We start from the raw sequence: 26,605 nt of genomic DNA on the forward strand, positions 1-26,605 counted from the left end.
TAACGTGGCAGCTCCGCAGAATTACTTGGCCGTCATCAAGGTCGTCGGCATCGGCGGCGGTGGCGTGAACGCAGTCAACCGCATGATTGACGTGGGTCTCCGCGGTGTTGAATTCATCGCAATCAACACCGATGCCCAGGCCCTGCTGATGAGCGACGCCGACGTCAAACTCGACGTCGGACGCGAACTGACGCGCGGGCTTGGCGCAGGCGCCAACCCTGAGGTCGGCAAGCAGGCTGCCGAGGACCACGCCGACGAGATCGAGGAAGTGCTCCGTGGGGCCGACATGGTCTTCGTTACTGCGGGCGAAGGCGGCGGCACCGGAACGGGTGGCGCGCCCGTCGTGGCCCGTATCGCACGCTCCCTCGGTGCACTGACCATCGGCGTCGTGACCCGTCCGTTCACGTTTGAAGGCCGTCGCCGCGCGGGTTCCGCCGAGGCCGGCATTGACGCCCTGCGCGACGAAGTCGACACCTTGATCGTCATCCCGAACGACCGCCTGCTGTCCATTAGTGACCGCAACGTCTCGGTGCTGGATGCGTTCCGCTCCGCCGACCAGGTCCTGCTGTCCGGTGTCCAGGGCATCACCGACCTGATCACCACCCCCGGCCTGATCAACCTTGACTTCGCCGACGTGAAGTCTGTCATGCAGGGTGCCGGATCCGCCCTCATGGGTATCGGTTCGGCGCGCGGCGAGGACAGGGCCGTCAAGGCCGCCGAACTGGCCATTGCGTCGCCACTCCTTGAGGCCTCCATTGACGGCGCCCACGGCGTTCTGCTCTCGATCCAGGGCGGTTCGGACCTCGGCCTGTTCGAGATCAATGAGGCTGCCCGCCTGGTCCAGGAAGTGGCGCACCCCGAAGCCAACATCATCTTCGGCGCGGTGATCGACGACGCCCTCGGCGACGAAGCCCGCGTCACGGTGATTGCCGCCGGCTTCGACGACGTCAAGGCCACCTCTCCCTCCATGGACCAGCCGCAGTCCGCGCCCCAGCGCCCGGCGGTTCCGGCCACCGCGCCGTCGAGCCAGGCGCCGTCGAACAACCATCAGGTCCACGTCCAGCCGGTGCACGCCGGAGTCGGAGCAGCCGGTCTGAGCAACTGGGGCCAGCAGCGTCCCTCTGCCGTTCCCGCTGACTCGGGGTTCGACGTCGACCTTCCGTCGGTTGTTGAGCCGGACCTCTCGGGCAGCCGCTCAGACGACCTGGATGTTCCGGACTTCCTGAAGTAGGCGCTGCCCGGACGGCAGTGCCGTCCGCGAGGTTCCTTGCTGTCGCTCTCCTGATTGTCGGTGTTTTGATTGTTGTCGGTGTTCTGATTGTTTCTGTGGCGTGCTGAAGTCTTCCCCGGTGTGTCGGTGGCATTCACTGACACAGGTGCGGGCAACCTCGCACTGCATGTTGGCGATGATGGGCCGTCGGTGATGCGGCGCCGGGAGGAACTGGATAAGGCGGCGGGCATCGCGCCCCGCCGGTTCCAGTACATGAACCAGGTTCATGGAAACGACGTGGCCGTCCTGGAGTCCGCCGCCGCGGCACCCACGGCGGATGCCATGGTGTCACGCAGGCTGCCGATGGCGGTCATGGTAGCCGACTGCATTCCCTTGGTGCTGGTTGGCGACTCCGGCGGCGCCGGCCCTGTGCTTGGCGTGGTTCACGCCGGGCGCCCGGGGCTGGCCTCGGGGGTCATTCCCGCTGCCGTGGACCAGCTTCGCGCCGCGGGGGCCAGGAACATCCGCGCCTGGCTCGGACCGTCAATCTGCGGGCGGTGCTATGAAGTGCCGGCCGAACTGCGCGAGGAGGTCGCCGCCGTCGCGCCTTCCGCCTGGTCGACCACCACGTGGGGAACTCCCGCTCTGGATTTACCCGCCGGCGCGGTGAGCCAACTCGAATCAGAGGGTGTGCTGGTTGAATACCGGGGACCCTGCACCCTGGAAACCGAAACGCTTTACTCCTATCGGAGGGACAGGAACTCGGGACGGTTCGCCGGCCTGGTGTGGACCCATGAGTGAGATGACGCCGGAAACGGACCCTCGGACAGCCCAGCTGGGGCAACGACTGACAGCCGTCAGGCAGCGGATCGCGGCGGCGGTGGCCGCCGCAGAGCGCACCGACGACCCGCCACGCCTCATTGTGGTCTCCAAATTCCACCCCGCCGAGGACATCGCCCGGCTGGCCGGGCTTGGCGTGGCGGACTTCGGGGAGAACCGGGACCAGGAAGCGTCGGAAAAGGCGGCGTTGCTGAGCGGGCTCGATGTCAGGTGGCATTTCGTGGGCCAGCTCCAAAGCAAGAAAGCCAAAACCGTGGTCCGGTACGCGCACGCCGTGCATTCCGTGGACCGTTCCCAGCTGGTGGAAGCGCTTGGCCGTGCGATGGCCGTGGAACAGGAGCGTTCAGGCCGGGGCGGCCTTGACTGCTTCATCCAGGTCAGCCTCGACGACGACGCCGAGGCGCACAGGGGCGGCGCCGCCCCCGCCGACGTGCCCCTCCTGGCCGATCAGCTGGAGGGAGCCGCCGGACTCCGGCTGGCAGGTGTGATGGCCGTGGCGCCGCTGGGGGCCGATCCGGACCGGGCCTTCGCGAAACTGTCCGGGATTTCAGCCCGGCTGAGGGCCGACCACCCGCATGCCACCGGGGTTTCTGCAGGCATGAGCCAGGACCTCGAAGCGGCCATCAGGTGCGGAGCGACACACCTCAGAATTGGTTCGGATATTCTCGGTTCGCGCCCGGCGGTGCGGTAGCGTCTGAGTATTGGAAGTGAATGGCGGGGATTCCAATGCTGTCGAGACTTTTTGGGCGGCCCGCTTACGGACACGATTAGGAGTCGACCATGGCCGGCGCTCTGCGCAAGACAATGATCTATCTTGGGCTCGCCGATGGCGAAGAACACTACGAGTCTGAGCTTTCCACCCAGCAAAAGGATGAGGACCACTCAATGGAGCCTGACCGCGAGGAACGCCGTGCTCCGGCGCCCGTCCGCGAGGTCGTCCGTGAAGCGCCACCCGCCGCCGAAGAGGAATACCGCGCACCCGTGACACCTATTAAACGTGCGGCGTCGAGCCGCGAAGAGACCACCGGACTGCGGCAGATCACCACGATCCACCCGCGGTCCTACAATGACGCCAAGCTGATTGGTGAGAGCTTCCGGGACGGCATCCCCGTGATCATGAATGTCACCGACATGGGTGAGGCCGACGCGAAGCGCCTGGTGGATTTCTCTGCAGGACTCGTGTTTGGCCTGCGCGGAAGCATTGAGCGGGTCACCAACAAGGTCTTCCTGCTCTCACCGTCATACATTGAGGTCATCGGCGATGACAAGAAGGCCAGCGAGACCACCGCCAGCTTCTTCAACCAAAGCTAAGCAGGCTATCCGGATGCCAGGCAGGGACACCTGCCTGGCATCCGTGCTGAAGTAGTATTTGTGCTGGAATAGCGGACAGCATCAACAGCCAAGACCTACAGGACGCCACGGCATCCGGAATGAACACGGAGATATGGGTTAGCTCATGGGATTAGTTTTCGGGCTTGTCTATATTGTCCTGCTGTTCGTCTTCGTCGCCCTGATCGTGCGGCTGGTGTTTGACTGGGTCCAGATGTTCGCGCGGGACTGGCGCCCGCGGGGCATGGCCCTCGTGGCGGCCCACGCCGTGTACTCGGTCACGGACCCTCCGCTGAAAGTCCTCCGCCGCGTCATCCCGCCTCTGAGGCTCGGCGGAGTCTCGCTTGACCTTGGCTTTCTGGTGTTGTTCATTGCCCTCAGCGTGGCAATGGCGATCACCAGGGGCCTCGCATAATTTCACAATAGCTTGCAGCGCAGCGGCGGTTCCTGACCCGATCGCCGTCCGCGCGGAAGAATCTCCGGTTTGACATCACAGTGTTGAATTAGAGGAACCAGACCATATTTAGGTACCGTAGTTTTGACGGCCGGAAGGCCTACTGACTAACTAGACCAACGAGGTGACCAGATGGCTTTGACGCCAGAAGACGTTGTCAACAAGCGCTTTCAGCCGACCAAGTTCCGCGAAGGCTACGACCAGGATGAAGTTGATGACTTCCTGGACGAAATCGTCGTTGAACTGCGCCGCCTGAACCAGGAAAACGACGAACTTCGCAAGAAGCTCTCCGAGGGCGGCACTGGAACTCCTGCCGCCTCCGCAGCTGTGGCACCTGTCGTCGAAAAGGTTCCCGCCCCCGCGAAGTCCGACAAGGACGAATCGCGTGCGAAGGCCGAGGCGGAAGCCAAGGCTGCCGAAGCTGCCAAGAAGAAGGAAGCCGAGCAGCCTGCACCCGTTGCGGCACAGGCTCCGGCCGCTGGCGGCAACGTCTCCGAATCGGCCGCAGGCCTGCTCGCCATGGCGCAGCAGATGCACGACCGCCACATTGCTGACGGCCAGGACCAGCGCGACAAGATCATTGCCGAAGCGCAGATCGAGGCCAGCAGCCTCGTCAACGATGCCCAGGAGAAGTCCCGCAAGATCCTCGGTGCCCTGGAGCAGCAGCGGTCTGTCCTCGAGCGCAAGGTGGAGCAGCTCCGCGGCTTCGAGCGCGACTACCGCTCACGCCTGAAGTCCTACATCGAAGGCCAGCTTCGTGACCTGGATGCCCGCGGCTCGGTCGCTGCGCCTGAGGTCGGCGAAAGCAGCGCTGCCGTTTAGCACGTATTCTGAAAGCCGGTGGCTGAGGATTCCTCGGCCACCGGCTTTTGTGATTAACAACGGTTCCCGAATGAAAGCACCATGACTGACGAACTTGCCGCTGACGCAGCGCACCCAGCCTCATTGCCACCGCGGCCCCGGCGCGCCGTGCTGCTCGCCCTGTTCGCCGGGCTTGCCCTCTTCGCGTACTTCTTCGATCAGCTCACCAAGCTGTGGGTCACCAGCACCATGGTCGAAGGCGAACGGATCCCGGTGCTGCCTCCGTTGCTGCACTGGTACTACATCCGGAATTCCGGTGCCGCCTTCTCCATCGGGGAGAACGTGACGTGGGTCTTCACCATCGTCATGGTGAGCGTCGCCGTCGCCATTTTGGTCCAGCTGCGCAGGCTCGGTTCGGCGTGGTGGGCCGTGGCACTGGGCCTCCTGTTCGGCGGGGCCCTGGGCAACCTGACGGACCGTCTGTTCCGCGAGCCGTCCTTCGCCATGGGCCACGTGGTCGACTTCATCCAGCTGCCTAATTTCGCGATTTTCAACATTGCCGACTCGGCCGTTGTGTCGTCGGTGGTCATCATCTGCCTGCTCACGCTGCGGGGCATCGCCCTGGACGGATCGCGCCACACCGCCGCTAAGCGGGACGGGGGCGCGGATGTCTGAGCGCGTGGTGGTGCCCGAAGAGCTTGACGGCAGCCGGGTGGACGCCGGACTGGCCAAGCTGATCGGTGTATCACGGTCGCTCGCGGCCACATTGATCGCCGAGGGCAACGTCCTCAGCGGCGGCAAACCGGTGGGAAAGTCCGCCAAACTCGCGTCCGGCACCGTGCTGCACGTGACGGTCCCGGAGCGGCGGGATCCCCTGGAAGTCGTGGAGGAAGTTGTGGAAGGCCTGAAGATTCTGCTGGACGACGACGACTTTGTGGTCGTCGACAAGCCGGTAGGGGTCGCTGCCCACCCGTCTCCCGGCTGGGTGGGACCGACCGTCGTCGGTGGCCTGGCCGGTGCCGGCTACCGCATCTCCACCTCCGGTTCCGCCGAACGGGCCGGCATCGTCCACCGTCTCGACGTCGGAACGTCCGGCGTGATGGTGGTGGCCAAGACGGAGCCCGCCTACACCGCCCTCAAACGGGCTTTTAAGGAACGCACGGTGGACAAGGTCTACCATGCCGTGGTCCAGGGCCTTCCGGACCCGCTGCAGGGCACCATCGACGCGCCGATCGGCCGCCACCCCGGCCACGACTGGCGGTTCGCCGTCATCGAGGACGGCAGGCCGTCTGTCACGCACTACGAGGTCCTTGAGGCCTACGGAAAAGCCACCCTCGTTGAGGTGCACCTGGAAACGGGCAGGACCCACCAGATCCGGGTGCATTTCGCCGCGCTCCGGCACCCGTGCGCGGGCGACCTCACCTACGGCGCAGACCCGCGGCTTGCCGCGACGCTTGGCCTGACCCGGCAGTGGCTCCACGCCCGGCAGCTCGGCTTCGACCACCCCCGGACCGGGGAGCGCGTGACCGTGACCAGCGAATACCCCGAAGACCTGACCTATGCACTGCAGATGCTGGAGTCCGGCGACGCCTGAGCCTTACCTCACAGCCACCGGGCCGGCGCGGCCGGTCCGCGCGATTGTGTCGCTGCTCGGCACTAGAATGGTCCGGTGACTTCCAGCAACGACTCGTTTGTCCATCTCCACAACCACACCGAGTACTCGATGCTGGACGGTGCCGCCCGGCTCGGAGAGCTCTTTGATGAAACCGAGCGGCTTGGCATGCCCGCCCTGGCCACCACTGACCATGGCTATCTCTTCGGCGCCTTCGATTTCTGGAAGAGGGCCACGGACAAGGGCATTAGGCCCATTATCGGTGTCGAAGCCTATGTGACGCCCGGGACCGCCCGCGGTGACAAGAGCCGGGTCCGCTGGGGCGAGGAAAGCCAGCGCAAGGACGACGTCTCCGGCGGTGGTTCCTACACCCACATGACCCTGCTGAGCTACAACAACGTGGGCATGCGGAACCTGTTCCGTGCCTCGTCGATCGCCTCATTGGACTCGGTCTTCGGCAAATGGCCCCGGCTCGACCGTGAGTTGCTGAACACCTACTCGGAAGGGCTCATCGCCACCACCGGCTGCCCGTCCGGTGAGGTCCAGACAAGGCTCCGGCTGGGCCAATACCGTGAAGCGCTTGAGGCTGCTGCAGAGTTCCGCGACATCTTCGGCGCGGAGAATTACTTCTGCGAGCTCATGGACCACGGCCTGGACATCGAACGGCGCGTCACCGGAGACCTCCTGCGCCTGGCCAAGGACCTGAACCTTCCGCTGGTGGCCACCAACGACCTGCACTACACGCACGAACATGATGCCAAAGCGCACGAGGCCCTGCTGGCCATCCAGTCAGGTTCCACCCTCCTGGAGCCGACCTACGACAACGGTGGCTCGCGCTTCGCCTTCTCGGGCAGCGGCTACTACCTGAAGTCACCGCAGGAAATGCGCGAACTGTTCCGCGACCACCCCGACGCGTGCGACAACACGCTGCTGATCGCCGAGCGCTGCGAAGTCTCGTTCAACACCGGCGCCAACTACATGCCCCGGTTCCCCTGCCCGGAGGGTGAGGACGAAACGTCCTGGCTGGTCAAGGAAGTCGACAAGGGACTCCAATACCGTTACCCCCAGGGCATCCCGGACAAGGTCCGCAAGCAGGCCGACTATGAACTGGAGGTCATCACCTCCATGGGCTTCCCGGGCTACTTCCTGGTGGTGGCCGACTTCATCAACTGGGCCAAGAACAACGGCATCCGGGTCGGTCCGGGACGTGGCTCGGGTGCCGGCTCCATGGTGGCGTACGCCATGCGCATCACCGACCTTGATCCGCTGCACCACGGCCTGATCTTCGAGCGCTTCCTCAACCCGGACCGCGTCTCCATGCCTGACTTCGACGTCGACTTCGATGACCGGCGCCGCTCCGAAGTGATCGACTACGTCACGCGCAAATACGGCGACGAACGTGTGGCGATGATCGTCACCTACGGCACCATCAAGACCAAGCAGGCCCTCAAGGACTCCTCGCGCGTGCTGGGCTACCCGTTCAGCATGGGCGAGCAACTGACCAAGGCGCTGCCGCCGGCGGTGATGGCCAAGGACATTCCGCTCGCCGACATCCAAAACAAGGACGCCAAGCGCTACAGCGAAGCCGGCGACTTCCGCCAACTGATCAGCACCGACCCCGAGGCCGCCAAGGTCTTTGAGACGGCACTGGGCATCGAGGGCCTGAAACGGCAATGGGGCGTGCACGCCGCCGGCGTCATCATGTCCTCGGACCCCATCATCGACGTGATTCCGGTCATGCGCCGCTTCCAGGACGGCCAGGTCATCACACAGTTCGACTATCCGACGTCCGAGGGCCTGGGCCTGATCAAGATGGACTTCCTCGGGCTGCGAAACCTGACGATCATTTCGGACGCCCTGGAAAACATCAAGATGAACCGCGGCATCGAGCTGGACCTCGAGACCCTGGAGCTTGACGACACCGAGTCCTACGAGCTGCTCGCCCGGGGTGACACGCTGGGCGTGTTCCAGCTCGACGGCGGCCCCATGCGGTCGCTGCTCAAGCTCATGAAGCCTGACAACTTCGAAGACATCTCCGCCGTGCTGGCCCTCTACCGGCCAGGCCCCATGGGCGCCAACGCGCACACCGACTACGCCCTGCGCAAGAACAAAATCCAGGAGGTCATCCCGATCCACCCGGAGCTCGAGGAACCGCTCTCCGAAATCCTCGGTGGCACGTACGGCCTGATCGTGTACCAGGAGCAGGTCATGGCCGTGGCGCAGAAGCTCGCGGGCTACACCCTGGGCCAGGCCGACATCCTGCGCCGCGCCATGGGCAAGAAGAAGAAATCGGAACTGGACAAGCAGTTCGCCGGCTTCTCGCAGGGCATGCAGGACAACGGCTACTCCATGGCCGCAGTCAAGACGCTTTGGGACATCCTGCTGCCGTTCTCCGATTACGCCTTCAACAAGGCGCACTCGGCCGCCTACGGCGTGATCTCCTACTGGACCGCGTATCTGAAGGCGCACTATGCGCCGGAGTACATGGCGGCCCTGCTGACCTCGGTGGGCGACGACAAGGACAAGTCGGCGATCTACCTCAACGAATGCCGGCGGATGGGCATCACGGTGCTGCCGCCCGACGTCAATGAGTCAGCGCTGAACTTCACCCCTGTGGGCAACGACATCCGCTTCGGGATGGGCGCCATCCGCAACGTCGGCGTGAACGCCGTCGAAGCCATGGTGGCGGCGCGCGAAAAAGAAGGCGCCTACACGTCCTTCAAGGACTACCTCATGAAGGTCCCCGCGGTGGTCTGCAACAAGCGCACCATTGAATCCCTGATCAAAGCCGGCGCGTTCGACTCGCTGAACCACCACCGGCGTGCCCTGGCCATGATCCATGAAGAGGCCATCGACTCCGTCATCACGCTCAAGCGCAACGAGGCGATCGGTCAGTTCGACCTCTTCGCCGGTTTTGACGAAGCCGAGTCCGAGGCGTCTCTGAGCATTGAGATCCCAGACCTTCCCGAGTGGGAAAAGAAGGACAAGCTCTCCTTCGAACGCGACATGCTCGGCCTGTACGTCTCCGACCACCCGCTGCAGGGCCTCGAAGGGCTCCTGAGCCAGCACGCCGACCAGTCCATCACCTCGATCATCGCCGAAGACGGGCCGCATGACGGCGCGATCGTCACCATTTCGGGCATGATCACCTCGCTCAGCCGCAGGATCGCCAAGGCCAGCGGCAACGCCTACGCCAGGGCCGAGATTGAGGACCTCGGCGGTTCCATCGAAGTGATGTTCTTCGGCCAGGTGTACGGGCCCATCGCATCGGTCCTCGCCGAGGACCTGATCGTGGTGGTCAAGGGCCGACTTCAACGGCGCGACGACGGCGCCGTCACGTTGAACTGCATGGAACTTTCCGTGCCGGACCTCAGCGAGGGCACTAACGGGCCCGTCGTGATCACGATGCCCACGCACAAGGCCACGGAAGCCGTGGTCACCGAACTGGGGGACGTGCTGCGCAACCACCGGGGAAACTCCGAGGTGCGGATCAACCTGCAGGGCGACACCCGCGTAGAAGTCATGGGCTTGCCCGTGCACCTGCGGGTCAATCCCAACCCCTCCCTCTTCGGAGACCTCAAAGTGCTGCTCGGTCCTGCCTGCCTGGACGCCTAGGAGCTGCGCTCGGTCTCCCAGGCCCGGCGGACCGGGGCTAGATCTCGTAGTCCAGCGGCACGGGCTGCCCGTACGTTCCGGAATGGTAGAGCAGGGGTGAGCCGTCTTCGCCCACCTGGCCTTCCACCACTTCCACCACGACCACCGCGTTGTTCTCGAAGGAGAGCCGCATCTGGATCTTCCCGATCAGCCAGCCGGCGACGTCCTTGAGGATGGGCACCTCGTGGGGGCCCAGTGCCCAGTGATCGCCGGCGAAGCGCTCTTTGGTGCGGGCAAAACGGTCAGCCAGTTCCTGGTTTTCCAGGCCAAGCATGTGCACGCCGATGTACGTGGTGTTGGCGACCGCCGGCCATGAACTCGAACTGCGTGCCATGTTGAACGTGAAGCGCGGCGGCTTGGCCGACAGCGACGCCACGGAGGTGGCTGTGAAGCCGTACGGTACGCCGTTGAAGTTCACCGTGATGATGGCCACGCCAGCTGCATGACGGCGGAACATTTCCTTGAACGTGCCCTCGAAGGCGGCGTCATCTGAGGCCACTGTTATCGATCTCCCTGCTGATCTGGTGGTTGTTGGGTTCCCACTACAAGAGTATTGGGCTTCCGGCGGGTTGCGTGATCCGCGTGCAGTGAGGGCCTCTTTCCGCAATGCGGGCGAACATTTGTTAACGTTTGTTCATGACCCAGCCAGCAGCCGCACCTCCGGCCCGCCACCAGGAACAGGCGGACCACGCCCAGGAAAGCAGCTTCAGGGGCCGGAAACGCAACCGACGCAGTTGGCCGTGGGCGGCGGGAATCGCAGCGTCGGGAATACCTGCCGGCATCCTGTGGTGGCTGCTGGCGCCCGGCGGCCTGAACCTCGTTTCCGGGAATGCCGCGCTGGCATCCGGAACCAACACCGAGGTTTGGCTCCCGCGGGACCTTGTGCTGGCTGGACTCTTTCTCTTCGCCGGCTGCCTCGTCGCCGTGCTGCTGACCGGCCGGAAGGATGCAGGATCGCGCCGCATGCTGGCGGCGTCGGTGGCTGCCAGCGGCGCGGCTGCCCTCGTCGCCTGGCAGAGCGGGGTGCTTGCCGGTCTCTGGTTCGGCGGACCACAGGACACGTCAGCCAGCGCAAGCGTTGCATTTTCCCTGAGGTCTTACCCGGTTCTGCTCCTTTGGCCGGCGGCCGTTGCGGCCGGCTACTTCGCCATCGGCCTGCTCGGTTTCCTGCGTAAAATGGACCGGTGACCACTTCTCCGGACAGCTCCGTACGCCCGAATACCTCCGCCGTCGATTTTCGCACCGTTGACCTGCGGGGCCGCCAGCTCAGCCTCGCGGAGCTGAGGGAGGCTGTGCCGCGTGCCCGGCACCAGACGGTGGCAGATGCCGAGCAGAAGGTAACGGACATCATTTCAGCGGTCCGGCAGCGCGGCTTCGCTGCCCTGGCAGATTTTGCCCGGCGCTTTGACGGCGTGGAGCAGGCGCACCCGCGTGTTCCGGCAGAGGCGCTGAAATCCGCGCTGGACGGCCTGGAGCCGGCTGTTCGCTCGGCGCTGGAGGAATCCATCAGCCGTGCCCGGCGCTTTGCCGACGGACAGCGACCTGCCGACGTCGACGTTGCCCTCGGGGATGGTGCCGTCGTGAGCCAGAAATGGGTGCCGGTAGCACGGGTGGGACTGTACGTTCCGGGCGGCCTGGCCGTTTATCCGTCATCGGTCATCATGAACGTGGTTCCCGCGCAGGCAGCTGGTGTGGAATCCATCGCACTGGCTTCCCCGCCCCAGAAGGACTTCGGCGGTCTTCCACACCCCACGATCCTGGCGGCCGCGGCGCTGCTGGGCATCAGCGAGGTGTACGCGATTGGCGGGGCCCAGGCCATCGCCGCTTTTGCCTACGGAGTCCCGGGCGCCGAGGGTGAAGCAGCCTTGGAACCGGTGGACGTCGTCACCGGACCGGGAAACATTTTCGTTGCCACGGCCAAGCGTCTGGTCAAGGGGGTCGTGGGGATCGATTCCGAGGCGGGCACCACGGAGATCGCCATCCTGGCCGATGCCACGGCCCGGCCGGCGTTCGTTGCCGCGGACCTGATCAGCCAGGCTGAACACGATCCGAAGGCCGCCTCGGTCCTGATCACGGACTCCGAGCAGCTCGCCGCCGACGTGCGGGAGGAGCTTGAGCTCCAGGCCGCCACCACCAAGCACGGCGAGCGGGTGCGTGAAGCTCTGTCCGGCCCGCAGTCCGGCGTCGTCCTGGTGGACGACCTCGACCAGGGGATCGCCGCGTGCGATGCCTACGCGGCCGAGCACCTCGAAATCATGACGGCGGACGCTCCCGCCGTTGCAGCCCGGATCAGGAACGCCGGTGCCATTTTCGTTGGCGACTACAGTCCCGTGAGCCTCGGTGATTACTGCGCGGGGTCAAACCACGTCCTGCCCACCAGTGGAACGGCCGCTTTCTCATCGGGCCTGAACGTCACAACGTTCCTGCGCGCAATCCAGGTCATCAATTACACCGAAGCCGCGCTGGAGCAGGTCAGCGGGCACATCGTCAGCCTCTCCGGGGCGGAGGACCTGCCTGCCCACGGCGACGCGGTCACCGCCCGGTTCAAATCAGGCAGCTGACCACTACATGTAGTAATTACAGGCTTGTTATTCAGCTACATCTAGCCGTAAACTGGTTCGGGAGAAGCGCCGGGCGCCAGGCCCGCACCGCTACCGCGCGCCAGGGGAAGGAACGAACATGTACTGTCCGTTTTGCCGCAACCCCGATTCCCGCGTGGTGGACAGCCGAATGGCTGATGACGGTTCCGCGATCAGACGGCGGCGGCAATGCCCTGAGTGCGGCCGCCGGTTCACCACGGTCGAAACCACCAGCCTTTCCGTGATCAAGCGTTCCGGCGTCGGCGAACCCTTCAGCCGCAGCAAGGTTATTAACGGTGTCCGCAAAGCCTGCCAGGGCCGCCCCGTCAGCGAGGACGACCTCGCCTTGCTGGCGCAGGAGGTCGAAGAGAACATCAGGGCTTCCGGGGCCGCGGAAATCGATGCCCACGAGGTCGGCCTGATAATTCTTGGTCCGCTGCAGAAGCTGGACAAGGTGGCGTACCTTCGCTTCGCCAGCGTGTACCAGGCCTTTGAATCGCTGGAAGACTTCGAATCCGCCATCGCGCTGCTGCGCCACGAGGGCGAAGTCGAAGCCAAGCGCTCCGAAGGCAAGAGCTCCGAAAAGAGCCCGCTCTAGACTCCGGTGGCGGCAGCGGAGGGGAAGCCGCAGCCGCCACCGGCTCCAGTGAAACGCAGAAGGCGGCAGACATTGTGTCTGCCGCCTTCTGCGTGCCTTGGCCGGAGTGGGTCCCTCCGCCAAAGCTAATTATTTTGCCAGCTCGTGCTTCACTGCAATTTCAAGGGCCGCGCCCACAATGCCGGCCTCGTTCTTCAGCTCGGCGGGAACGATCGGGGTGCGCAGCCGCATGTGCGGCAGGTACTCGTCCGCGCGCTTGGATATGCCGCCGCCGACGATAAACAGTTCGGGGGAGAAAAGGAACTCCACGTGCGAGAAATATCGCTGCAGGAGGACGCTGTACTCCTCCCAGCTGAGGCCGTCACGCTCACGCGCCACGGCTGACGCCTTGCTTTCGGCGTCATAGCCATCGATCTCCAGGTGGCCCAGTTCGGCGTTGGGAACCAGGTGTCCGTTGAAGATGAAGGCGGATCCGATGCCCGTGCCGAGCGTGATCACGAGGACCGTGCCGCCTATTCCCGCACCAGCACCATAGCGGGCCTCCGCCAGGCCGGCGGCGTCGGCGTCGTTAATAACCTCCACCGGACGGCCAAGCCGCGCGGTGAGCAGCGCATCGATGTCGGTGTTGATCCAGCTCTTGTCCACGTTGGCGGCGGAATGAACCACACCGTGCTGGATGATCCCGGGGAAGGTCACTCCTACTGGGCTGTCTGCCTCCGGTGCGTCAGGGCGCGCGGACAATTCCTCGACCACCTGCGCCACCACCTCCACTACCGCTGCGGGCGTCGCCGGCTGGGGCGTTGCCAGGCGGAAGCGGTCGCCGATCAGCTTGCCCTTCTTCAGGTCGACGATGCCGCCCTTGATTCCGGTGCCGCCGATGTCGATGCCGATCAGCGGGGCGTGCTTGCGGGTCTTTTCGTCCTTCTTGGCCAATGGGATTCCGTTCGTGGCTGGGTTTGGGCTCGGGCAGGGCAAGGGTCGCTTGCCGGGAGAGTCAGGGGGACGCTACAGGCGGCGTCAGGGAAGGGTGAGGATTTCGGCGCCGGTTTCGGTGACAAGGAGCGTATGTTCGAACTGTGCGGTGCGCTTGTGGTCCCGCGTCACTACTGTCCAATCGTCGGCCCACATGTCCCATTCGACTGTGCCCAGCGTGAGCATGGGCTCAATGGTGAAGACCATGCCTGTTTCAATGACCGTGTTGTAGGCGGGCGCGGCGTCGTAGTGCGGAATGATCAGGCCGGTGTGGAAGGCCTCGCCCACGCCGTGGCCGGTGAAGTCACGGACCACACCGTAGCCGAAGCGCTTGGCGTAAGACTCGATGGCGCGGCCGATCACATTGATCTGGCGCCCGGGAGCGACTGCCTTGATGGCGCGGTTCAGCGATTCCCTGGTCCGCTCCACGAGCAGGCTGGATTCCTCGTCCACGTCCCCGACGAGGAAGGTGTGGTTCGTGTCGCCGTGCACTCCGCCAACAAAGGCCGTGATGTCGATGTTGAGGATGTCGCCGTCCTGGACCACGGTGCTGTCCGGAATGCCGTGGCAGATCACTTCGTTCAGTGACGAGCAGAGGGATTTCGGGAAGCCGCGGTACCCGAGCGTGGACGGGTAGGCGTCATGGTCGAGCAGGAATTCGTGGCCGATGCGGTCCAGTTCATCCGTGGTGACGCCAGGCACGATGTGTTTTCCCACCTCCACGATGGCCTGCGCTGCTATCCTGCCCGCAACGCGGATCTTCTCGATGGTTTCAGCGGACTTCACTTCGGAGCCGGTGAATTTGGCCGGAGCGGGCTTGCCGACATACTCGGGCCGCGGGATGGACGCGGGGACTGGCCGCTGCGGGCTGATCGATCCCGGGGTGAGCGTGCCGGTGGGTGCGGTCGAGGCTAAGGAAGGCATAGATTGATCATATAAGGCAGCGCAGATTGCCATGTAAATTTTGTGCGGCCACCGGCCCCGGTTGCGGTTTACGTTACGTGGATCACGCCGGCGGGGTCGGCTGTCAACCGGAAGCGAGGAACGTCGATGCCCGAGTACTGGTACAACGTGAAGACCCATGAGGTGGAAGAGGACGCGATGTCGGACTGGACCCAGCTCATTGGCCCCTACAAGACCCGGGAAGAGGCGGAACACGCGATGGAGAAGGTCCACGCCCGCAACGAGGCCTGGGAAAAAGGCGACGAGGACTGATGCCCGCGAGGACTGAACCTCCGGAGGGACAGATCCTTTAGAACGAGTGCTCCGGGCCCGGGAACTGGCCTGACCGGACGTCGTCGCCGTAAGCCTTGGCCGCATCGCCGAGGGTGGTGCGCAGGTCGGCATACTGCTTGACGAACTTGGCCATCTTGCCGCCGCGGAGCCCTGCCATGTCCTGCCAGACGAGGACCTGGCCGGTGGTGACGTTCCCGGCGCCGATTCCGATTGTTGGCACCTGGACCGCCGCGTCCACTGCTGCCGCTGTCTCCGCCGGGACCATTTCCATGAGCACGCAAAACGCCCCAGCGTCGGCCAAGGCCACGGCATCGTCGATCAGCCGCTGCGCATCGTCGCCGCGGCCCTGCACGCGGTAGCCGCCCAGGGAGTGCTCACTCTGCGGCGTGAAGCCGATGTGGGCCATCACCGGGATGCCGGCCTGGACCATGGCCCGGACAGTTTCGGCGTAGAACTTGCCGCCTTCGATCTTGACGGCGTGCGCCAGGCCCTCCTTCAGAAACCGGACGCCGGTGGCCACTCCCTGCTGTGGGGAAACCTCATAACTGCCGAACGGCAGGTCAGCCACCACCAGGGCCCGCTTTGCCGAACGCGCGACGGCGCGGCACAGCGGCAGCAGCTCATCAACGGTCACCGGGAGGCTGGTCTCGTTGCCGAAAACGTTGTTCGACGCTGAATCGCCCACGAGCAGGACCTCGATACCTGCCTGGTCGAAGATCTCCGCCGTGTACTGCTCGTAAGCCGTGAGCATTGCGAAGCGCTCCCCTTTAACCTTCGCCTGCTGAAGGTGGTGCGTGCGGATTCTTGGCACAGCCTTTTTGGTGGATTCCGACGACGGCGCTGCGGCCGCCGCGGGACCGTTGCCGTACGGGGCGGGTACTTCAGCGGACATGCTTGCGTCGGGACTGCTGCTTGGGGCCATATGCTAGAGCGTAAACCGAGACCCAACGTCCTAGCTACCGGGCAGCGGCGGCCTCCGGGTGATTCCCGTCACAAGCTGTCGCTTGGCGGTGCCCGGCCGGCCCCTTTCAGGCGCTTCAGGCCACCCCTTGTGTTAACGCTGTGTTACGCGGAGCACCTGCGCCAACATCAGGCGTGAATGCTTAGTAAAGTGATTCGTGAGCTGCCGGCGGCTTGGTTAGTGATGGGCCGCGGCGTGAACGTTGACCCGGAGAAGAGGCCTCATGGACCGCCAGCAAGAGTTTGTCCTGCGCACGATCGAAGAGCGTGACGTGCGGTTCGTACGTCTCTGGTTCACCGACGTCGTGGGTTCACTCAAATCGGTGGCACTGGCGCCGGCCGAAGTTGAGGGCGCTTTCGAAGAGGGCCTGGGCTTCGACGGTTCATCGATCGAAGGCCTGGCCCGCGTATTCGAATCCGACATGCTGGCCCAGCCGGACCCCGCCACCTTCCAGATCCTGCCGTGGCGCGGCGAAACCGAGCAGACGTCCAGGATGTTCTGCGACATCCTGACCCCTGACGGCGAACCCTCCGCTGCGGACCCCCGCAACGTCCTCAAGCGCACCCTGGCCAAGGCCGCCGATATGGGGTTCACGTGCTACACGCACCCGGAAATTGAGTTCTACCTCCTGAAGTCCCAGGAGCCGGGCCCGGACGGCTCCCCGGTGCCTGTGGATGAAGGCGGATACTTCGACCACGTGCCCGGGGGCGTGGCACAGGACTTCCGGCGCACGGCCGTGACCATGCTCGAATCGGTGGGCATCTCCGTGGAGTTCAGCCATCACGAGGCCGGACCGGGACAGAACGAAATCGATCTCCGTTACGCGGACGCCCTCCAGACGGCGGACAACATCATGACGTTCCGCACCGTCATCAAGGAAGTGGCGCTCCAGCAGGGCACCTACGCCACGTTCATGCCCAAGCCGTTCACGGCGCATCCGGGCTCAGGCATGCACACGCACTTTTCGCTGTTTGAAGGTGACGCGAACGCCTTCTACGAGGCGGGCTCCGAGTTCCAGCTCTCCGAAACGGCCCGCCAGTTCATCGCCGGCATCCTCAAGCACGCCCCGGAACTCACGGCGGTAACCAATCAGTTCGTGAACTCCTACAAGCGTCTTTGGGGCGGGGGAGAGGCGCCCAGCTACTTGAGCTGGGGCCACAACAACCGCTCCGCCCTGGTACGTGTTCCCCTGTACAAGCCGGGCAAGGGCCAGTCGGCCAGGATCGAATACCGCGGCATCGACTCGGCGGCCAACCCGTACCTCGCGTACGCGGTCCTGCTGGGTGCGGGGCTTAAGGGAATCGAGGAGGGCTACCAGCTCCCCGCGGCGGCCGAAGACGACATCTGGTCGCTGAGTTCGGCCGAGCGCCGGGCCATGGGCCACGACCCCCTGCCTGCCAGCCTGCACGACGCCATCCGCACCATGGAAGACTCCGAACTCATGCCCCAGATCCTTGGCGAGCAGGTGTTCGAGCACTTCCTGCGCAACAAGCGGGCCGAATGGCAGGACTACCGGCTGCAGGTGACGCCCTATGAGCTGCAGCGCAACCTGGGCATCCTTTAGGACTGCGCGGTGAGCCTGGCCCGCCGCCTCATTTCGGCCGGCTTCAGCGACCTGGAGAAGGGCGAGAGGTTTCTCGCTGCCCCTGAACTGGAGGGCATCGACCAGGACGTGCTGTTCGCCGGCCTGCAGCTGGCGGCGAGTCCGGACGCCGCGCTGCAGTCGCTGGTCCGGCTGATCGAAAAACACCCAGACCTGAAGAAGCTGGCAGCGGCGGACACCGACACGAGCGAGCCGCTGTACCGCGTCCTGGGTGCCAGCGAGGCGCTCGGTGAGTTCCTCATCCGCCATCCCGAACATCTGGATGCCTTCAATGTGACTGCGAGCCCCGAGCCGGTCCAGGCGGAGCCAGCCGAATTGCGCAACCACTTGCTGAGGTCGGTGCGCGCCGACCCGAAGGCCGCCCGTCCGGTCGCGGGAATCACTGGCCCGGAGGCCTACGAGGCCCTGCGAGCCGCATACCGGCGGGGCGTGGTGGACCTGGCAGTCAAAGACCTCTGCGCCGCGGATCCGCTCGACTTCATGCCGGCCGTGGGCGCCGAACTTGCCGATCTGGCCGGCGCCGCCATCGAAGCGGCCCTGGCTGTCGCCAGGGCTGAAGCGGCGTCGCAGTTCGATCCTGAGGAGGTCGCCGACGTCGCCCTTGCCGTGATCGGCATGGGCAAGTGCGGCGCCCGCGAACTGAACTACATCTCCGACGTCGATGTCATCTACGTGGTCGAGGCCGGGCAACCGGATGACGCCAGGGCCAACACCATCGGCACGGCACTGGCCGCCGGCATCTCCCGCGCCATTTCGTCTCCCGCGCGCGAGCCCGGCCTGTGGGAAGTGGACGCCAACCTCCGCCCCGAGGGCAAGTCGGGACCCCTGGTCCGCACGCTTGACTCGCACCGGAGCTACTACGCGCGGTGGGCCGAGAGCTGGGAATTCCAGGCGCTCCTCAAGGCCCGGACGATCGCCGGTGACGCCGATCTGGGCACGCGGTACGAAGACGCAGTTTCACCCCTCGTGTGGACCTCCGCGAACCGGGAAGGGTTCGTCGAATCGGTGCAGGCCATGCGGCGCCGGGTGACGGAGCATATTCCCGCGGCGGAGGAGCAGCGCCAGATCAAGCTCGGCAGGGGCGGGCTGAGGGACGTCGAATTCACGGTGCAGCTCCTGCAGCTCGTGCACGGCAAAGCCGATGAAACGCTGCGGCGCCGCGACACGACGTCGGCAATCGCGGCCTTGTCCGCGGGCGGCTATATCGGCCGGGCTGACGCGGCAGCGTTTGACCACGCCTACCGCTACCTGCGGCTGCTCGAACACCGCATCCAGCTGTTCCAGCTCCGCCGGACGCATCTGATGCCCGTCAAGGAATCCTCGCAGCGCGCCCTCGCCAAGGCTGTGCTGGGCCCGTTCTCCACCGACCGGCCGCACCCGGACGCGCTCATGGCGGCCTGGCAGAAGACCAAACGCTCCGTCCGGGAGCTTCACGACCGGATCTTCTACCGCCCGCTGCTGAACACGGCAGCCAAGTTGAGCAGTGAAGATGCCCGCCTGACCCCGGAAGCAGCACAGGGCAGGCTCGCGGCGCTCGGCTACCGCGATCCGCAGGGCGCCATGCGGCATATTGAGGCCCTGACGGCGGGCGTCAGCCGGCGGGCCGCCCTGCAGCGGCAGCTGCTCCCCATCCTTTTGGGCTGGCTCGCGGAAGGCGTGGATCCCGACGCCGGACTGCTCGCCTTCCGCAGGGTCAGCGAGGCCCTTGGCACCACTCACTGGTATCTCGGCATGTTGCGGGACTCCGCCGCGGCAGCCGAACGGCTCTGCCACATGCTGTCCAACTCGCGGCTCATCGCCGACCTGCTGGAAGTGTCACCGGAGTCCGTTGCCTGGCTGGGGACGGACAAGGAGCTGGCACCGCTCAGTTTTGAGGCCCAGTGGCAGGAAATCACGTCCAAAATGTCCCGGCACGCGGAGCCGGAGAGCGCCATGCGGCTCATCCGGCTGATCCGCCGCCGGGAGATACTGCGCATCGCGGTGGCCGACAGCTCCGGGCTGCTCGCACAGGACCAGGTGGGTGAAGCCCTCGCCGAAACGGACAGGGCGGCCATCCTCGGGGCCCTGCGGGTGGCCGAAAACATCGTGTCAGCGTCCGGTCCCCTGAAGACCTCGGTCCTGGTGGTAGCCATGGGCAGACAGGGCGGCCGGGAGATCGGCTACGGCTCGGACGCGGATGTCATGTATGTGCACCGGGCGCTGCCTGGGGCCGCGGATGATGAAGCGCAGCAGCAGGCAGCGAAGATTGTGGGCCACCTCTCGAGCCTGCTGACGCAGCCCCTCAGACCCGCCATCATGGCTGAACGTGTACTGGCGGTCGACGCCGACCTGCGCCCGGAGGGCAAAAGCGGCGCGATGGTGAGGTCGCTGGACTCTTACGCCGAGTACTACCGCAGATGGTCCCTGGTCTGGGAAGCCCAGGCCCTCCTGCGCGCCCGGCCCATCGCGGGGGACGACCAGCTCGCGGATGATTTCCTTAAGCTGATCAATCCGATCCGCTACCCGGCGGCGCTGTCCGAGGCCGACGTCCGGGAGATCAGGCGGGTCAAGGCCAGGGTGGAATCAGAGCGGCTGCCGCGTGGCGCCGACCCTGCCCGTCACCTCAAGCTCGGCAGGGGCGGACTCAGCGACGTCGAATGGCTGGTGCAGCTGCTCCAGCTCGAGCATGCCGGCCGGCATCCCGAGCTGCGCACCACGTCCACGCTCAGGGCGCTGGAGGTTGCGGCTTCGCTGGAACTCCTCGACGCCGAAGACGCCGGGCTGCTCGCGGAGGCTTGGCGGCTTGCCAGCCGAATCCGCTCCGCCAACGTGATCTGGACCGGCCGCGCTTCGGACCTTTTGCCCTCGTCCCGGCGTGACTTGGAAGCGGTGGCCCGCTGGTGCGGTTATGAGGAGGGGATGGCCACCGCCTTTGAGGAAGACTACCTTCGGGTCAGCCGGCGCGCGAGGGGCGTCTTCGAGAAGGTCTTCTACGGTCAATAGGACGCCAAAGGACGCCGGGAGCCCGAGCCGGCCAAGGGCTGACACGGAGGGGGCCAACTGCTAGCTTGGGCCCATGGCTACCCAAATCTATGTAAATCTTCCCGTCAAAAATCTCGATAAAGCGGTGGAGTTTTTTACGGCGCTCGGGTTCTCCTTCAACCCGGACTTCACCGACGAGAACGCCACGTGCATGATCATCAACGACGACGCCTACGTCATGCTCCTCGTGGAGGGCTTCTTCAAGACCTTCACCTCCAAGGACATCGTGGACTCGACCGGCAGCACCGAAGCGATCATGGCCTTCTCTGTCGACAGCCGCGAGGGCGTGGATGACATGTACCGGAAGGCAATCGCCGCCGGCGGCAAGGAGTCCCAGCCGGTCCAGGACTACGGCTTCATGTACAGCCACAGCTTCCAGGACCTCGACGGCCACCTGTGGGAGGTCATGTGGATGGACCCCGCGGGCCCGCCCGCCGACTCCGGCGAGACTGCCGCGCCGCAATAAGGGCAGCAGGCCGACGACGGCGGCGGTTCCGTCGCGCGTCCCGCCTGCCGTCAGTTCGTGGGTAGGCTCGGACTATGCTTCCCGACGTTTGGCTGATATCCCTCAGGGACCTTGATGACGATGCCCGTTCCATCCACCTTGGCGAAGTGGCCGGGATGGAACTGGGCCCCGGCCAGGATGACTTTGTCGGCGATCCGCTGCGGATGATGCTCGTTGGGCTGGAGGAAGACTCGCGCCGTCCCTATGTCATCGAAGCAGGCGGCGAGGCTGTGGGCGTGCTGACACTCCAGTCCGGTGCCGCGCGGCTGGCGGGGTGGCCGGACGACGAGTCCGTGTGGCTGCTCCGGGGATTCCTGATAGACCGGCGACGGCAGGGCGGGGGACTGGGCCCGTCAGCCGCTGCCGCAGCCGTGGCGGCTGCCGCTAAACTGACGGCCAGGCTGGGGGGCGGCCAGACCGGCGTCGTGCTTTCAGTCAATGAGCGCAACGGTGCAGGCCTCGCCGCCTACCTGAAGGCAGGCTTCGAGGACCGGGGCCGTTACCTGGGCGGCGAGGCCGGTCCGCAGCGGACCATGTACGCGGCCTTCTGATGAAGCCCCAGGCTTTGGGTCTCGTCGGGCCGTTGCGCTGGCCCGAGTGCGTGCTTACGCTGTGTCTTGGCAGCGCTCTTCAACCTTGTTGGGGGGAAGGCAGCGTGACCACCACGGAGTGCGGAAATGGAACTCGGCGACCCGGAAGGCGAACCAGGCAGGCAGGGCCCGGCCGCATCCCCGGAAGAACCGGGCAGCGGCCTGCGAAGCACGGTGGGCCAGGACACGGACCATGCCCGGGCGCAGGTGAAAAGCAGCCGCGCCAGAAAGCACAGAAGGGTCGAGCTGCTGCTCATCGGGGCCGGTGTGGCTGCCACCCTCATCGCAGCGGCGTACCAGTATTTCGGCATCAGGAGCACACTGGAAAGCAGTACGGCCGCGTCTTTGTATGCCCAGCAGCAGGAGATCGACAAGATTTTCGTGGAGAATGTGGACCTTCAGCCGTACTTTTGGCGCCGCCAGGAACTGCCTGATCCTGCGGCCACCCAGGATCCTGCGGCCAGGCGGGAGGCACAGCAACTGGCCGCCAGGTCTGAAGCCACGGCTCACCGGATACTGGATCACTTTGCCCACTTGAAGTACCAGATGAGAACGCAGGCCTTCACCTCTGAAAGGGCAGACTGGGAGGCTTATATCAGGCGAAGTTTCGCGGAATCGCTCATCCTGTGCCGCGCCCTGTCCGCAGACAGGGAGGCGTTCGGGGGTGCCGGACCCGATTCACTCTGGGGACTTTACGCGGAGGAGCCCTGCCGGGGAATGTGATACCCGGGGGCCCGAACACACCGCGGGAGTACAGCCGGCAACGGCAAAGGGCGGCCACCGGTTTCGTCACCGATGGCCGCCCTTGCGGTGCCAGGAATCCCGTGGACTCACTGCTCACTACACCCGGTATGTCCCGGGGGTGGGTTTAGACGCCGTAGTAGAGCTCGAACTCGTAGGGGTTCGGGCGCAGCGACAGCGGGCGGATCTCGTTCTCGTACTTGTACTCGATCCAGGTGTCGATCAGGTCCTGGGTGAACACGCCGCCGGCCTGCAGGAACTCGTTGTCCTCGGCCAGTGCGTCCAGGGCCTCTTCAAGCGTGCCCGGAGCCTTGGGGATGTCCTTGGCCTCCTCGGCGGGGAGCTCGTAGAGGTCCTTGTCGATCGGAGCCGGGGGCTCGATGCGGTTGCGGATGCCGTCAATGCCGGCCATCAGCTGGGCAGCGAAGGCCAGGTACGGGTTGGAGGAGGGGTCCGGAGCGCGGAACTCGATGCGCTTGGCCTTCGGGTTGGAGCCGGTGATCGGGATACGGATACCTGCGGAGCGGTTGCCCTGCGAGTAAACCATGTTGACCGGAGCCTCGAAGCCCTTGACCAGGCGGCGGTAGGAGTTGACCGTCGGGTTGGTGAATGCCAGGACAGCCGAGGAGTGCTTCAGCAGGCCGCCGATGTACCAGCGGGCCATGTCAGACAGGCCGGCGTAGCCCTTTTCGTCGTAGAAGAGCGGCTCGCTGCCGTTCCACAGCGACTGGTGGCAGTGCATGCCCGAGCCGTTGTCACCGAAGACGGGCTTCGGCATGAAGGTGACCGACTTGCCCCAGGCATCGGCGGTGTTCTTGATGACGTACTTGAACTTCTGCAGGTCATCAGCCGCGTGGGTCAGCGTGGTGAACTTGTAGTTGATTTCAGCCTGGCCGGCGGAACCCACCTCGTGGTGGCTGCGCTCGACCTCAAGGCCGGCTTCGTCCAGGGCAACGCACATGGCGTCGCGCAGGTCGGCCTGCTTGTCGGTGGGGGAAACCGGGAAGTAGCCGCCCTTGACGGGGGTCTTGTAGCCGAGGTTTCCGCCTTCTTCTTCGCGGCCGGTGTTCCAGTGCGCTTCTTCGGAGTCGATCTTGTAGAAGCTGCCCTGCGGGGAGGACTGGTACTGGACGTTGTCGAAGACGAAGAACTCGGCTTCGGGGGCGAAAAACGCGGTGTCTGCAATGCCGGTAGACGCGAGGTAGGCCTCAGCCTTCTCGGCTACGCCACGGGGGTCGCGGTGGTAAGGGTCACCGGTGCGGGGGTTCACGATGGAGAAGTTCAGCGCAAGGGTCTTCTCCATGCGGAACGTGTCCAGGAACGCAGTGGTGACATCCGGGATGAGCTGCATGTCGGACTCTGCAATGCCCTGGAAGCCGCGGATGGAGGATCCGTCGAAGAGCTGGCCGTTGACGAAGAAATCAGCGTCCACGCTCTTGGCCGGCACGTTGAAGTGCTGCTGTACGCCAGGAAGATCGGTGAAGCGGATATCGACGAATTTAATATCTTCGTCCTTGATGAACTTGAGGACTTCGTCCGCAGTCTTGAACATCTATGCTCCTTACGCATATTTAATAACTGGCTGGAAATCCAATGTGGTCCAGCGCAATCGTGGTCCAGCGCAGTCCGACAGCGCGAAAACACAAAAGTGCCCCCGCTCCCAGATCGCTAGCAACTGTTACCACCCTAGGGACACGGGATTTCCCGGCCGTGTCCGCTTTGTTTCCGGCAGGTTACAGAACCGCCTGATATGTAAACGCTATACGGTGTCCACACTGTGGTCTATCCGCATCCACACTCTGGGCGGTTATTGGCCGGGCGACACCCCGGTAAACTTGGACAGTGGTAGATCGAAGAGACATTGGCTCCTGGCTCAGCGGGCCCGACACATCCGGCATTTCCAAGTACCCCGGGGAGCGCCTCGGGCTGCCGGAGTCGGGTCCGGGGTCCGTCGCGCGGGCCGGGCGGAGAATCCTGGCAATCACCATTGACTGGACCATCGCGCTGCTGATCAGCAACTTCTTTTTTGCCGGCAACTCATGGGGCACACTGGCCGTCTTTGCCGCGGAACAGATCCTGCTGATCGGAACCCTTGGCTACAGCATTGGCCACCGCGCACTGGGAATCCAGGTGGTCCGGCTCGGCGGCTCGCCCGCAGGACCGCTGGCGGCACTTGTCCGTACCCTGCTGCTTTGCCTGGTGGTTCCCGCGGTCATCTTCGATCCGGACCAGCGCGGCGTCCACGACAAGGCCATGGGGACTGTGCTCGTCCGCATGTAGACGGTCCGGAGCCCGCTAAGCGTCCGCGGTTTCTTCTGCAGCCGATTCCCGGAGCCGGCTGCCCTCGGCCGTCGCCCCCTCGGCCGTCGCAAGGTAACTTCGGCGACCCGCCCATTGTTCAAAAAGAACCGTGGTGAAAGGCAAGACGGCCGAAAAGCCGGCGAAAAGCGCCACGAAGAATGGCCACTTGACGGTGGATTCACAAGCTCTCCGGCTTCACGTGGTATCTCGGTATTTCGGACAAATGAAAACGCCCCGGCTGCCGGAGGGAAGTCCGGCCGCCGGGGCGGATCAGGAAAATGCTAGCGGCCGCGCTGGGGGCGGGCCTTGTAGGGATCGATGCCCTTGGGAATGGGGAGCCGGGTGCCCAGGGACGAGATCCGCTTTGAAACGGCGCTGACCTCGATCTTGGTCAGTTCGTTGTTCAGTTTGTTCATCTTCTTCGCGACCTGGCTGATGGGGACCTGGCCCTCGCCGCGGCCGCTCTCGATCACGTGGATGGTGACGTTGGGCAGAATCCGGGCCAGCTTCTTGCGCTCCGCATCCAGGAGTGGCTTCACCCGGTGGGTCGGGCCCTCGCTGACGAGCACGACGCCGGGTCGGCCGATGGCGCGGAAGACGGCGTCCTGGGTCCGCGGGTTAACGGCCACGGGCTGCTCCTCGGTGATCCAGCCGCGCTTCAGCGTGCTGAGTGCAGCGCCGGATGCACCGGGCTGATTCTCGATCTGGGCGAAAGCCGCACGTTCGGCGCGCCGCGACAGGATGAAGGTAGCCGCGAGCAGACCAAGCGGGATGCCGATGATCAGGCCGGTAACCCAGTTTTCCAGCACCAGGCCGATGATGAGGCTGATGGCGACAACGCCCAGGAACGCCAGCAGCATGAGCCACGGAACCATTGGATCGTGGCGGCGGGTCATGTTGAAGACTTCGCTGATCTGCTTGAGCCGGTTGGGCTTCTGGGCCTTCGCCTCTTTCGGCTTGCGCGCGAAGAGGGCACGCTTGCGGGCATCAGGAGCCGGAGTGTTGTTACTGGAATCAGGGGATTTCGCCATAGTGCCTTAATTCTACGTGATTTACGACAAAGGGCCGGACGCCGGAAAGCTCCGGTGTCCGGCCCTTTGCCGCAGGGAGACGGCTGGTGCTAGGAGTGCGCTGCGAGCAGCGAGCTGGCTTCCTGGCGGGTGCTGCCGGAGCTTTCGATGTGTGCCAGTTCGGCGGGGATTTCCCAGCCTTTCTTGCGCATCGCGGTGGCCCAGAGCCGGCCGGCGCGGTAGGAGGACCGGACGAGGGGTCCGGACATGACGCCGAGGAAGCCGATCTCGTCCGCTTCCTGCTGGAGGTCCACGAATTCCTGCGGCTTGACCCAGCGGTCCACCGGGAGGTGCCGCTCGGACGGGCGCAGGTACTGGGTGATGGTGATCAGGTCGCAGCCGGCCTCGTGCAGGTCCTTCAGGGCCTCGGAGATTTCCTCCCGGGTTTCGCCCATGCCCAGGATCAGGTTGGATTTGGTGACCATGCCCAGGTTCCGGCCCTGGGTGATGACGTCCAGGGACCGGTCGTAGCGGAACGCGGGGCGGATGCGCTTGAAGATCCGCGGCACGGTCTCGACGTTGTGCGCG

At 64.9% G+C, this 26,605-nt stretch carries 26 protein-coding genes; 19 read left to right on the forward strand and 7 right to left on the reverse strand.

Going from position 1 to position 26,605, the window contains the following annotated elements; all coding sequences use genetic code 11:
* The first annotated feature begins 4 nt into the window (after nt 1-4).
* From ftsZ to dnaE, 9 genes are all read left to right on the forward strand, one after another.
* Nucleotides 5-1,231, forward strand: a complete 1,227-nt coding sequence (ftsZ, locus tag AC1DDG_RS14550; protein WP_476876593.1) for a cell division protein FtsZ — start codon at nt 5-7, stop codon at nt 1,229-1,231.
* A gap of 87 nt (nt 1,232-1,318) precedes the next feature.
* Nucleotides 1,319-2,011: a purine nucleoside phosphorylase YfiH/LACC1 family protein gene (locus AC1DDG_RS14555; protein WP_476876594.1), complete on the forward strand. Its 693-nt coding sequence runs from the start codon at nt 1,319-1,321 to the stop codon at nt 2,009-2,011.
* Entirely contained in the window at nt 2,004-2,741 is a 738-nt protein-coding gene (locus AC1DDG_RS14560; protein WP_476876595.1) for a YggS family pyridoxal phosphate-dependent enzyme, read from the forward strand. Before AC1DDG_RS14555 ends, AC1DDG_RS14560 begins: the two co-directional genes overlap by 8 nt.
* Nucleotides 2,742-2,830: 89 nt before the next feature.
* Nucleotides 2,831-3,361, forward strand: a complete 531-nt coding sequence (locus tag AC1DDG_RS14565) for a cell division protein SepF (protein WP_230117667.1) — start codon at nt 2,831-2,833, stop codon at nt 3,359-3,361.
* A gap of 145 nt (nt 3,362-3,506) precedes the next feature.
* Entirely contained in the window at nt 3,507-3,794 is a 288-nt protein-coding gene (locus tag AC1DDG_RS14570) for a YggT family protein (RefSeq protein ID WP_230117666.1), read from the forward strand.
* 171 nt (nt 3,795-3,965) lie between these two features.
* Nucleotides 3,966-4,655 (forward strand): DivIVA domain-containing protein, encoded by a 690-nt coding sequence (locus tag AC1DDG_RS14575; RefSeq protein ID WP_476876596.1) that lies wholly within the window; start codon nt 3,966-3,968, stop codon nt 4,653-4,655.
* Between the two features lie 81 nt (nt 4,656-4,736).
* Nucleotides 4,737-5,309 carry a signal peptidase II gene (lspA, locus tag AC1DDG_RS14580; RefSeq protein ID WP_230117664.1) on the forward strand — a complete coding sequence of 191 codons (573 nt, stop codon included), beginning with the start codon at nt 4,737-4,739 and terminating at the stop codon, nt 5,307-5,309.
* Entirely contained in the window at nt 5,302-6,228 is a 927-nt protein-coding gene (locus AC1DDG_RS14585; RefSeq protein WP_476876597.1) for an RluA family pseudouridine synthase, read from the forward strand. The genes lspA and AC1DDG_RS14585 overlap by 8 nt, the downstream gene beginning before the upstream one ends.
* A 75-nt stretch (nt 6,229-6,303) precedes the next feature.
* Complete coding sequence (gene dnaE, locus AC1DDG_RS14590) at nt 6,304-9,861, forward strand: DNA polymerase III subunit alpha (RefSeq protein WP_476876598.1); 3,558 nt, start codon at nt 6,304-6,306, stop codon at nt 9,859-9,861.
* Nucleotides 9,862-9,898: 37 nt separating this feature from the next.
* Here dnaE and AC1DDG_RS14595 read toward each other — a convergent pair whose 3' ends face one another.
* Nucleotides 9,899-10,357 carry a flavin reductase family protein gene (locus AC1DDG_RS14595; RefSeq protein WP_476876610.1) on the reverse strand — a complete coding sequence of 153 codons (459 nt, stop codon included), beginning with the start codon at nt 10,355-10,357 and terminating at the stop codon, nt 9,899-9,901.
* Between the two features lie 179 nt (nt 10,358-10,536).
* Here AC1DDG_RS14595 and AC1DDG_RS14600 point away from each other — a divergent pair, with 179 nt between their 5' ends.
* From AC1DDG_RS14600 to nrdR, 3 genes are all read left to right on the forward strand, one after another.
* Nucleotides 10,537-11,088 carry a hypothetical protein gene (locus AC1DDG_RS14600; RefSeq protein WP_476876599.1) on the forward strand — a complete coding sequence of 184 codons (552 nt, stop codon included), beginning with the start codon at nt 10,537-10,539 and terminating at the stop codon, nt 11,086-11,088.
* A complete protein-coding gene (gene hisD / locus AC1DDG_RS14605) occupies nt 11,085-12,461 on the forward strand; it encodes a histidinol dehydrogenase (RefSeq protein ID WP_476876600.1) in 1,377 nt (458 codons plus the stop codon). Before AC1DDG_RS14600 ends, hisD begins: the two co-directional genes overlap by 4 nt.
* Nucleotides 12,462-12,579: 118 nt before the next feature.
* On the forward strand, nt 12,580-13,077 hold the full coding sequence (gene nrdR, locus AC1DDG_RS14610) for a transcriptional regulator NrdR (protein ID WP_230117658.1): 498 nt from the start codon (nt 12,580-12,582) through the stop codon (nt 13,075-13,077).
* 129 nt (nt 13,078-13,206) lie between these two features.
* Here nrdR and ppgK read toward each other — a convergent pair whose 3' ends face one another.
* Both ppgK and map read right to left on the reverse strand, forming a co-directional pair.
* Nucleotides 13,207-14,010 (reverse strand): polyphosphate--glucose phosphotransferase, encoded by an 804-nt coding sequence (gene ppgK, locus AC1DDG_RS14615; RefSeq protein WP_230117657.1) that lies wholly within the window; start codon nt 14,008-14,010, stop codon nt 13,207-13,209.
* 84 nt (nt 14,011-14,094) lie between these two features.
* Nucleotides 14,095-14,973, reverse strand: coding sequence for a type I methionyl aminopeptidase (map, locus tag AC1DDG_RS14620; RefSeq protein ID WP_476876601.1), 879 nt, complete (start codon nt 14,971-14,973; stop codon nt 14,095-14,097).
* A gap of 126 nt (nt 14,974-15,099) precedes the next feature.
* Here map and AC1DDG_RS14625 point away from each other — a divergent pair, with 126 nt between their 5' ends.
* Nucleotides 15,100-15,264 carry an SPOR domain-containing protein gene (locus tag AC1DDG_RS14625; protein ID WP_230117655.1) on the forward strand — a complete coding sequence of 55 codons (165 nt, stop codon included), beginning with the start codon at nt 15,100-15,102 and terminating at the stop codon, nt 15,262-15,264.
* A gap of 37 nt (nt 15,265-15,301) precedes the next feature.
* Here the strand turns inward: AC1DDG_RS14625 and panB are convergent, their stop codons facing one another.
* Nucleotides 15,302-16,207, reverse strand: coding sequence for a 3-methyl-2-oxobutanoate hydroxymethyltransferase (panB, locus tag AC1DDG_RS14630; protein ID WP_476876602.1), 906 nt, complete (start codon nt 16,205-16,207; stop codon nt 15,302-15,304).
* A gap of 262 nt (nt 16,208-16,469) precedes the next feature.
* Here panB and glnA (AC1DDG_RS14635) point away from each other — a divergent pair, with 262 nt between their 5' ends.
* The 5 genes from glnA (AC1DDG_RS14635) to AC1DDG_RS14655 all read left to right on the forward strand — a co-directional run bounded on the left by glnA (AC1DDG_RS14635) (nt 16,470) and on the right by AC1DDG_RS14655 (nt 22,688).
* On the forward strand, nt 16,470-17,810 hold the full coding sequence (gene glnA, locus AC1DDG_RS14635; protein WP_476876603.1) for a type I glutamate--ammonia ligase: 1,341 nt from the start codon (nt 16,470-16,472) through the stop codon (nt 17,808-17,810).
* Between the two features lie 9 nt (nt 17,811-17,819).
* Entirely contained in the window at nt 17,820-20,831 is a 3,012-nt protein-coding gene (locus AC1DDG_RS14640) for a bifunctional [glutamine synthetase] adenylyltransferase/[glutamine synthetase]-adenylyl-L-tyrosine phosphorylase (RefSeq protein WP_230117652.1), read from the forward strand.
* Between the two features lie 73 nt (nt 20,832-20,904).
* Nucleotides 20,905-21,336, forward strand: coding sequence for a VOC family protein (locus AC1DDG_RS14645; RefSeq protein ID WP_230117651.1), 432 nt, complete (start codon nt 20,905-20,907; stop codon nt 21,334-21,336).
* A 74-nt stretch (nt 21,337-21,410) separates the two neighbouring features.
* The gene (locus tag AC1DDG_RS14650; protein ID WP_476876604.1) at nt 21,411-21,926 is read left to right on the forward strand and encodes a GNAT family N-acetyltransferase; all 516 of its coding nucleotides are present in this window, start codon (nt 21,411-21,413) and stop codon (nt 21,924-21,926) included.
* Between the two features lie 126 nt (nt 21,927-22,052).
* Nucleotides 22,053-22,688, forward strand: a complete 636-nt coding sequence (locus AC1DDG_RS14655; protein ID WP_476876605.1) for a hypothetical protein — start codon at nt 22,053-22,055, stop codon at nt 22,686-22,688.
* Nucleotides 22,689-22,833: 145 nt separating this feature from the next.
* Here the strand turns inward: AC1DDG_RS14655 and glnA (AC1DDG_RS14660) are convergent, their stop codons facing one another.
* On the reverse strand, nt 22,834-24,258 hold the full coding sequence (glnA, locus tag AC1DDG_RS14660) for a type I glutamate--ammonia ligase (RefSeq protein WP_230117648.1): 1,425 nt from the start codon (nt 24,256-24,258) through the stop codon (nt 22,834-22,836).
* Nucleotides 24,259-24,548: 290 nt separating this feature from the next.
* Between glnA (AC1DDG_RS14660) and AC1DDG_RS14665 the strand changes: the two genes are divergently transcribed.
* Nucleotides 24,549-24,986: an RDD family protein gene (locus AC1DDG_RS14665; RefSeq protein ID WP_476876606.1), complete on the forward strand. Its 438-nt coding sequence runs from the start codon at nt 24,549-24,551 to the stop codon at nt 24,984-24,986.
* Nucleotides 24,987-25,288: 302 nt separating this feature from the next.
* Here the strand turns inward: AC1DDG_RS14665 and AC1DDG_RS14670 are convergent, their stop codons facing one another.
* Both AC1DDG_RS14670 and AC1DDG_RS14675 read right to left on the reverse strand, forming a co-directional pair.
* Nucleotides 25,289-26,038, reverse strand: a complete 750-nt coding sequence (locus AC1DDG_RS14670) for a DUF4191 domain-containing protein (RefSeq protein ID WP_476876607.1) — start codon at nt 26,036-26,038, stop codon at nt 25,289-25,291.
* Between the two features lie 89 nt (nt 26,039-26,127).
* The coding region (locus AC1DDG_RS14675; RefSeq protein WP_476876608.1) for a lipoyl synthase at nt 26,128-26,605 on the reverse strand (478 nt) is incomplete at its 5' end.

Source organism: Arthrobacter sp. 10L430, from assembly GCF_056395245.1.

Excerpts from the sequence above, each read along its gene's own strand:
- glnA (WP_476876603.1), top strand. The coding sequence starts at position 16,470 with ATGGACCGCCAGCAAGAGTTTGTCCTGCGCACGATCGAAGAGCGTGAC.
- AC1DDG_RS14560 (WP_476876595.1), top strand. The coding sequence starts at position 2,004 with ATGAGTGAGATGACGCCGGAAACGGACCCTCGGACAGCCCAGCTGGGG.
- nrdR (WP_230117658.1), top strand. The coding sequence starts at position 12,580 with ATGTACTGTCCGTTTTGCCGCAACCCCGATTCCCGCGTGGTGGACAGC.
- AC1DDG_RS14585 (WP_476876597.1), top strand. The coding sequence starts at position 5,302 with ATGTCTGAGCGCGTGGTGGTGCCCGAAGAGCTTGACGGCAGCCGGGTG.
- AC1DDG_RS14565 (WP_230117667.1), top strand. The coding sequence starts at position 2,831 with ATGGCCGGCGCTCTGCGCAAGACAATGATCTATCTTGGGCTCGCCGAT.
- AC1DDG_RS14570 (WP_230117666.1), top strand. The coding sequence starts at position 3,507 with ATGGGATTAGTTTTCGGGCTTGTCTATATTGTCCTGCTGTTCGTCTTC.
- lspA (WP_230117664.1), top strand. The coding sequence starts at position 4,737 with ATGACTGACGAACTTGCCGCTGACGCAGCGCACCCAGCCTCATTGCCA.
- AC1DDG_RS14600 (WP_476876599.1), top strand. The coding sequence starts at position 10,537 with ATGACCCAGCCAGCAGCCGCACCTCCGGCCCGCCACCAGGAACAGGCG.
- AC1DDG_RS14655 (WP_476876605.1), top strand. The coding sequence starts at position 22,053 with ATGGAACTCGGCGACCCGGAAGGCGAACCAGGCAGGCAGGGCCCGGCC.
- AC1DDG_RS14625 (WP_230117655.1), top strand. The coding sequence starts at position 15,100 with ATGCCCGAGTACTGGTACAACGTGAAGACCCATGAGGTGGAAGAGGAC.
- glnA (WP_230117648.1), bottom strand. The coding sequence starts at position 24,258 with ATGTTCAAGACTGCGGACGAAGTCCTCAAGTTCATCAAGGACGAAGAT.
- AC1DDG_RS14650 (WP_476876604.1), top strand. The coding sequence starts at position 21,411 with ATGCTTCCCGACGTTTGGCTGATATCCCTCAGGGACCTTGATGACGAT.
- AC1DDG_RS14575 (WP_476876596.1), top strand. The coding sequence starts at position 3,966 with ATGGCTTTGACGCCAGAAGACGTTGTCAACAAGCGCTTTCAGCCGACC.
- AC1DDG_RS14645 (WP_230117651.1), top strand. The coding sequence starts at position 20,905 with ATGGCTACCCAAATCTATGTAAATCTTCCCGTCAAAAATCTCGATAAA.
- AC1DDG_RS14595 (WP_476876610.1), bottom strand. The coding sequence starts at position 10,357 with ATGTTCCGCCGTCATGCAGCTGGCGTGGCCATCATCACGGTGAACTTC.
- AC1DDG_RS14670 (WP_476876607.1), bottom strand. The coding sequence starts at position 26,038 with ATGGCGAAATCCCCTGATTCCAGTAACAACACTCCGGCTCCTGATGCC.
- map (WP_476876601.1), bottom strand. The coding sequence starts at position 14,973 with ATGCCTTCCTTAGCCTCGACCGCACCCACCGGCACGCTCACCCCGGGA.
- panB (WP_476876602.1), bottom strand. The coding sequence starts at position 16,207 with ATGGCCCCAAGCAGCAGTCCCGACGCAAGCATGTCCGCTGAAGTACCC.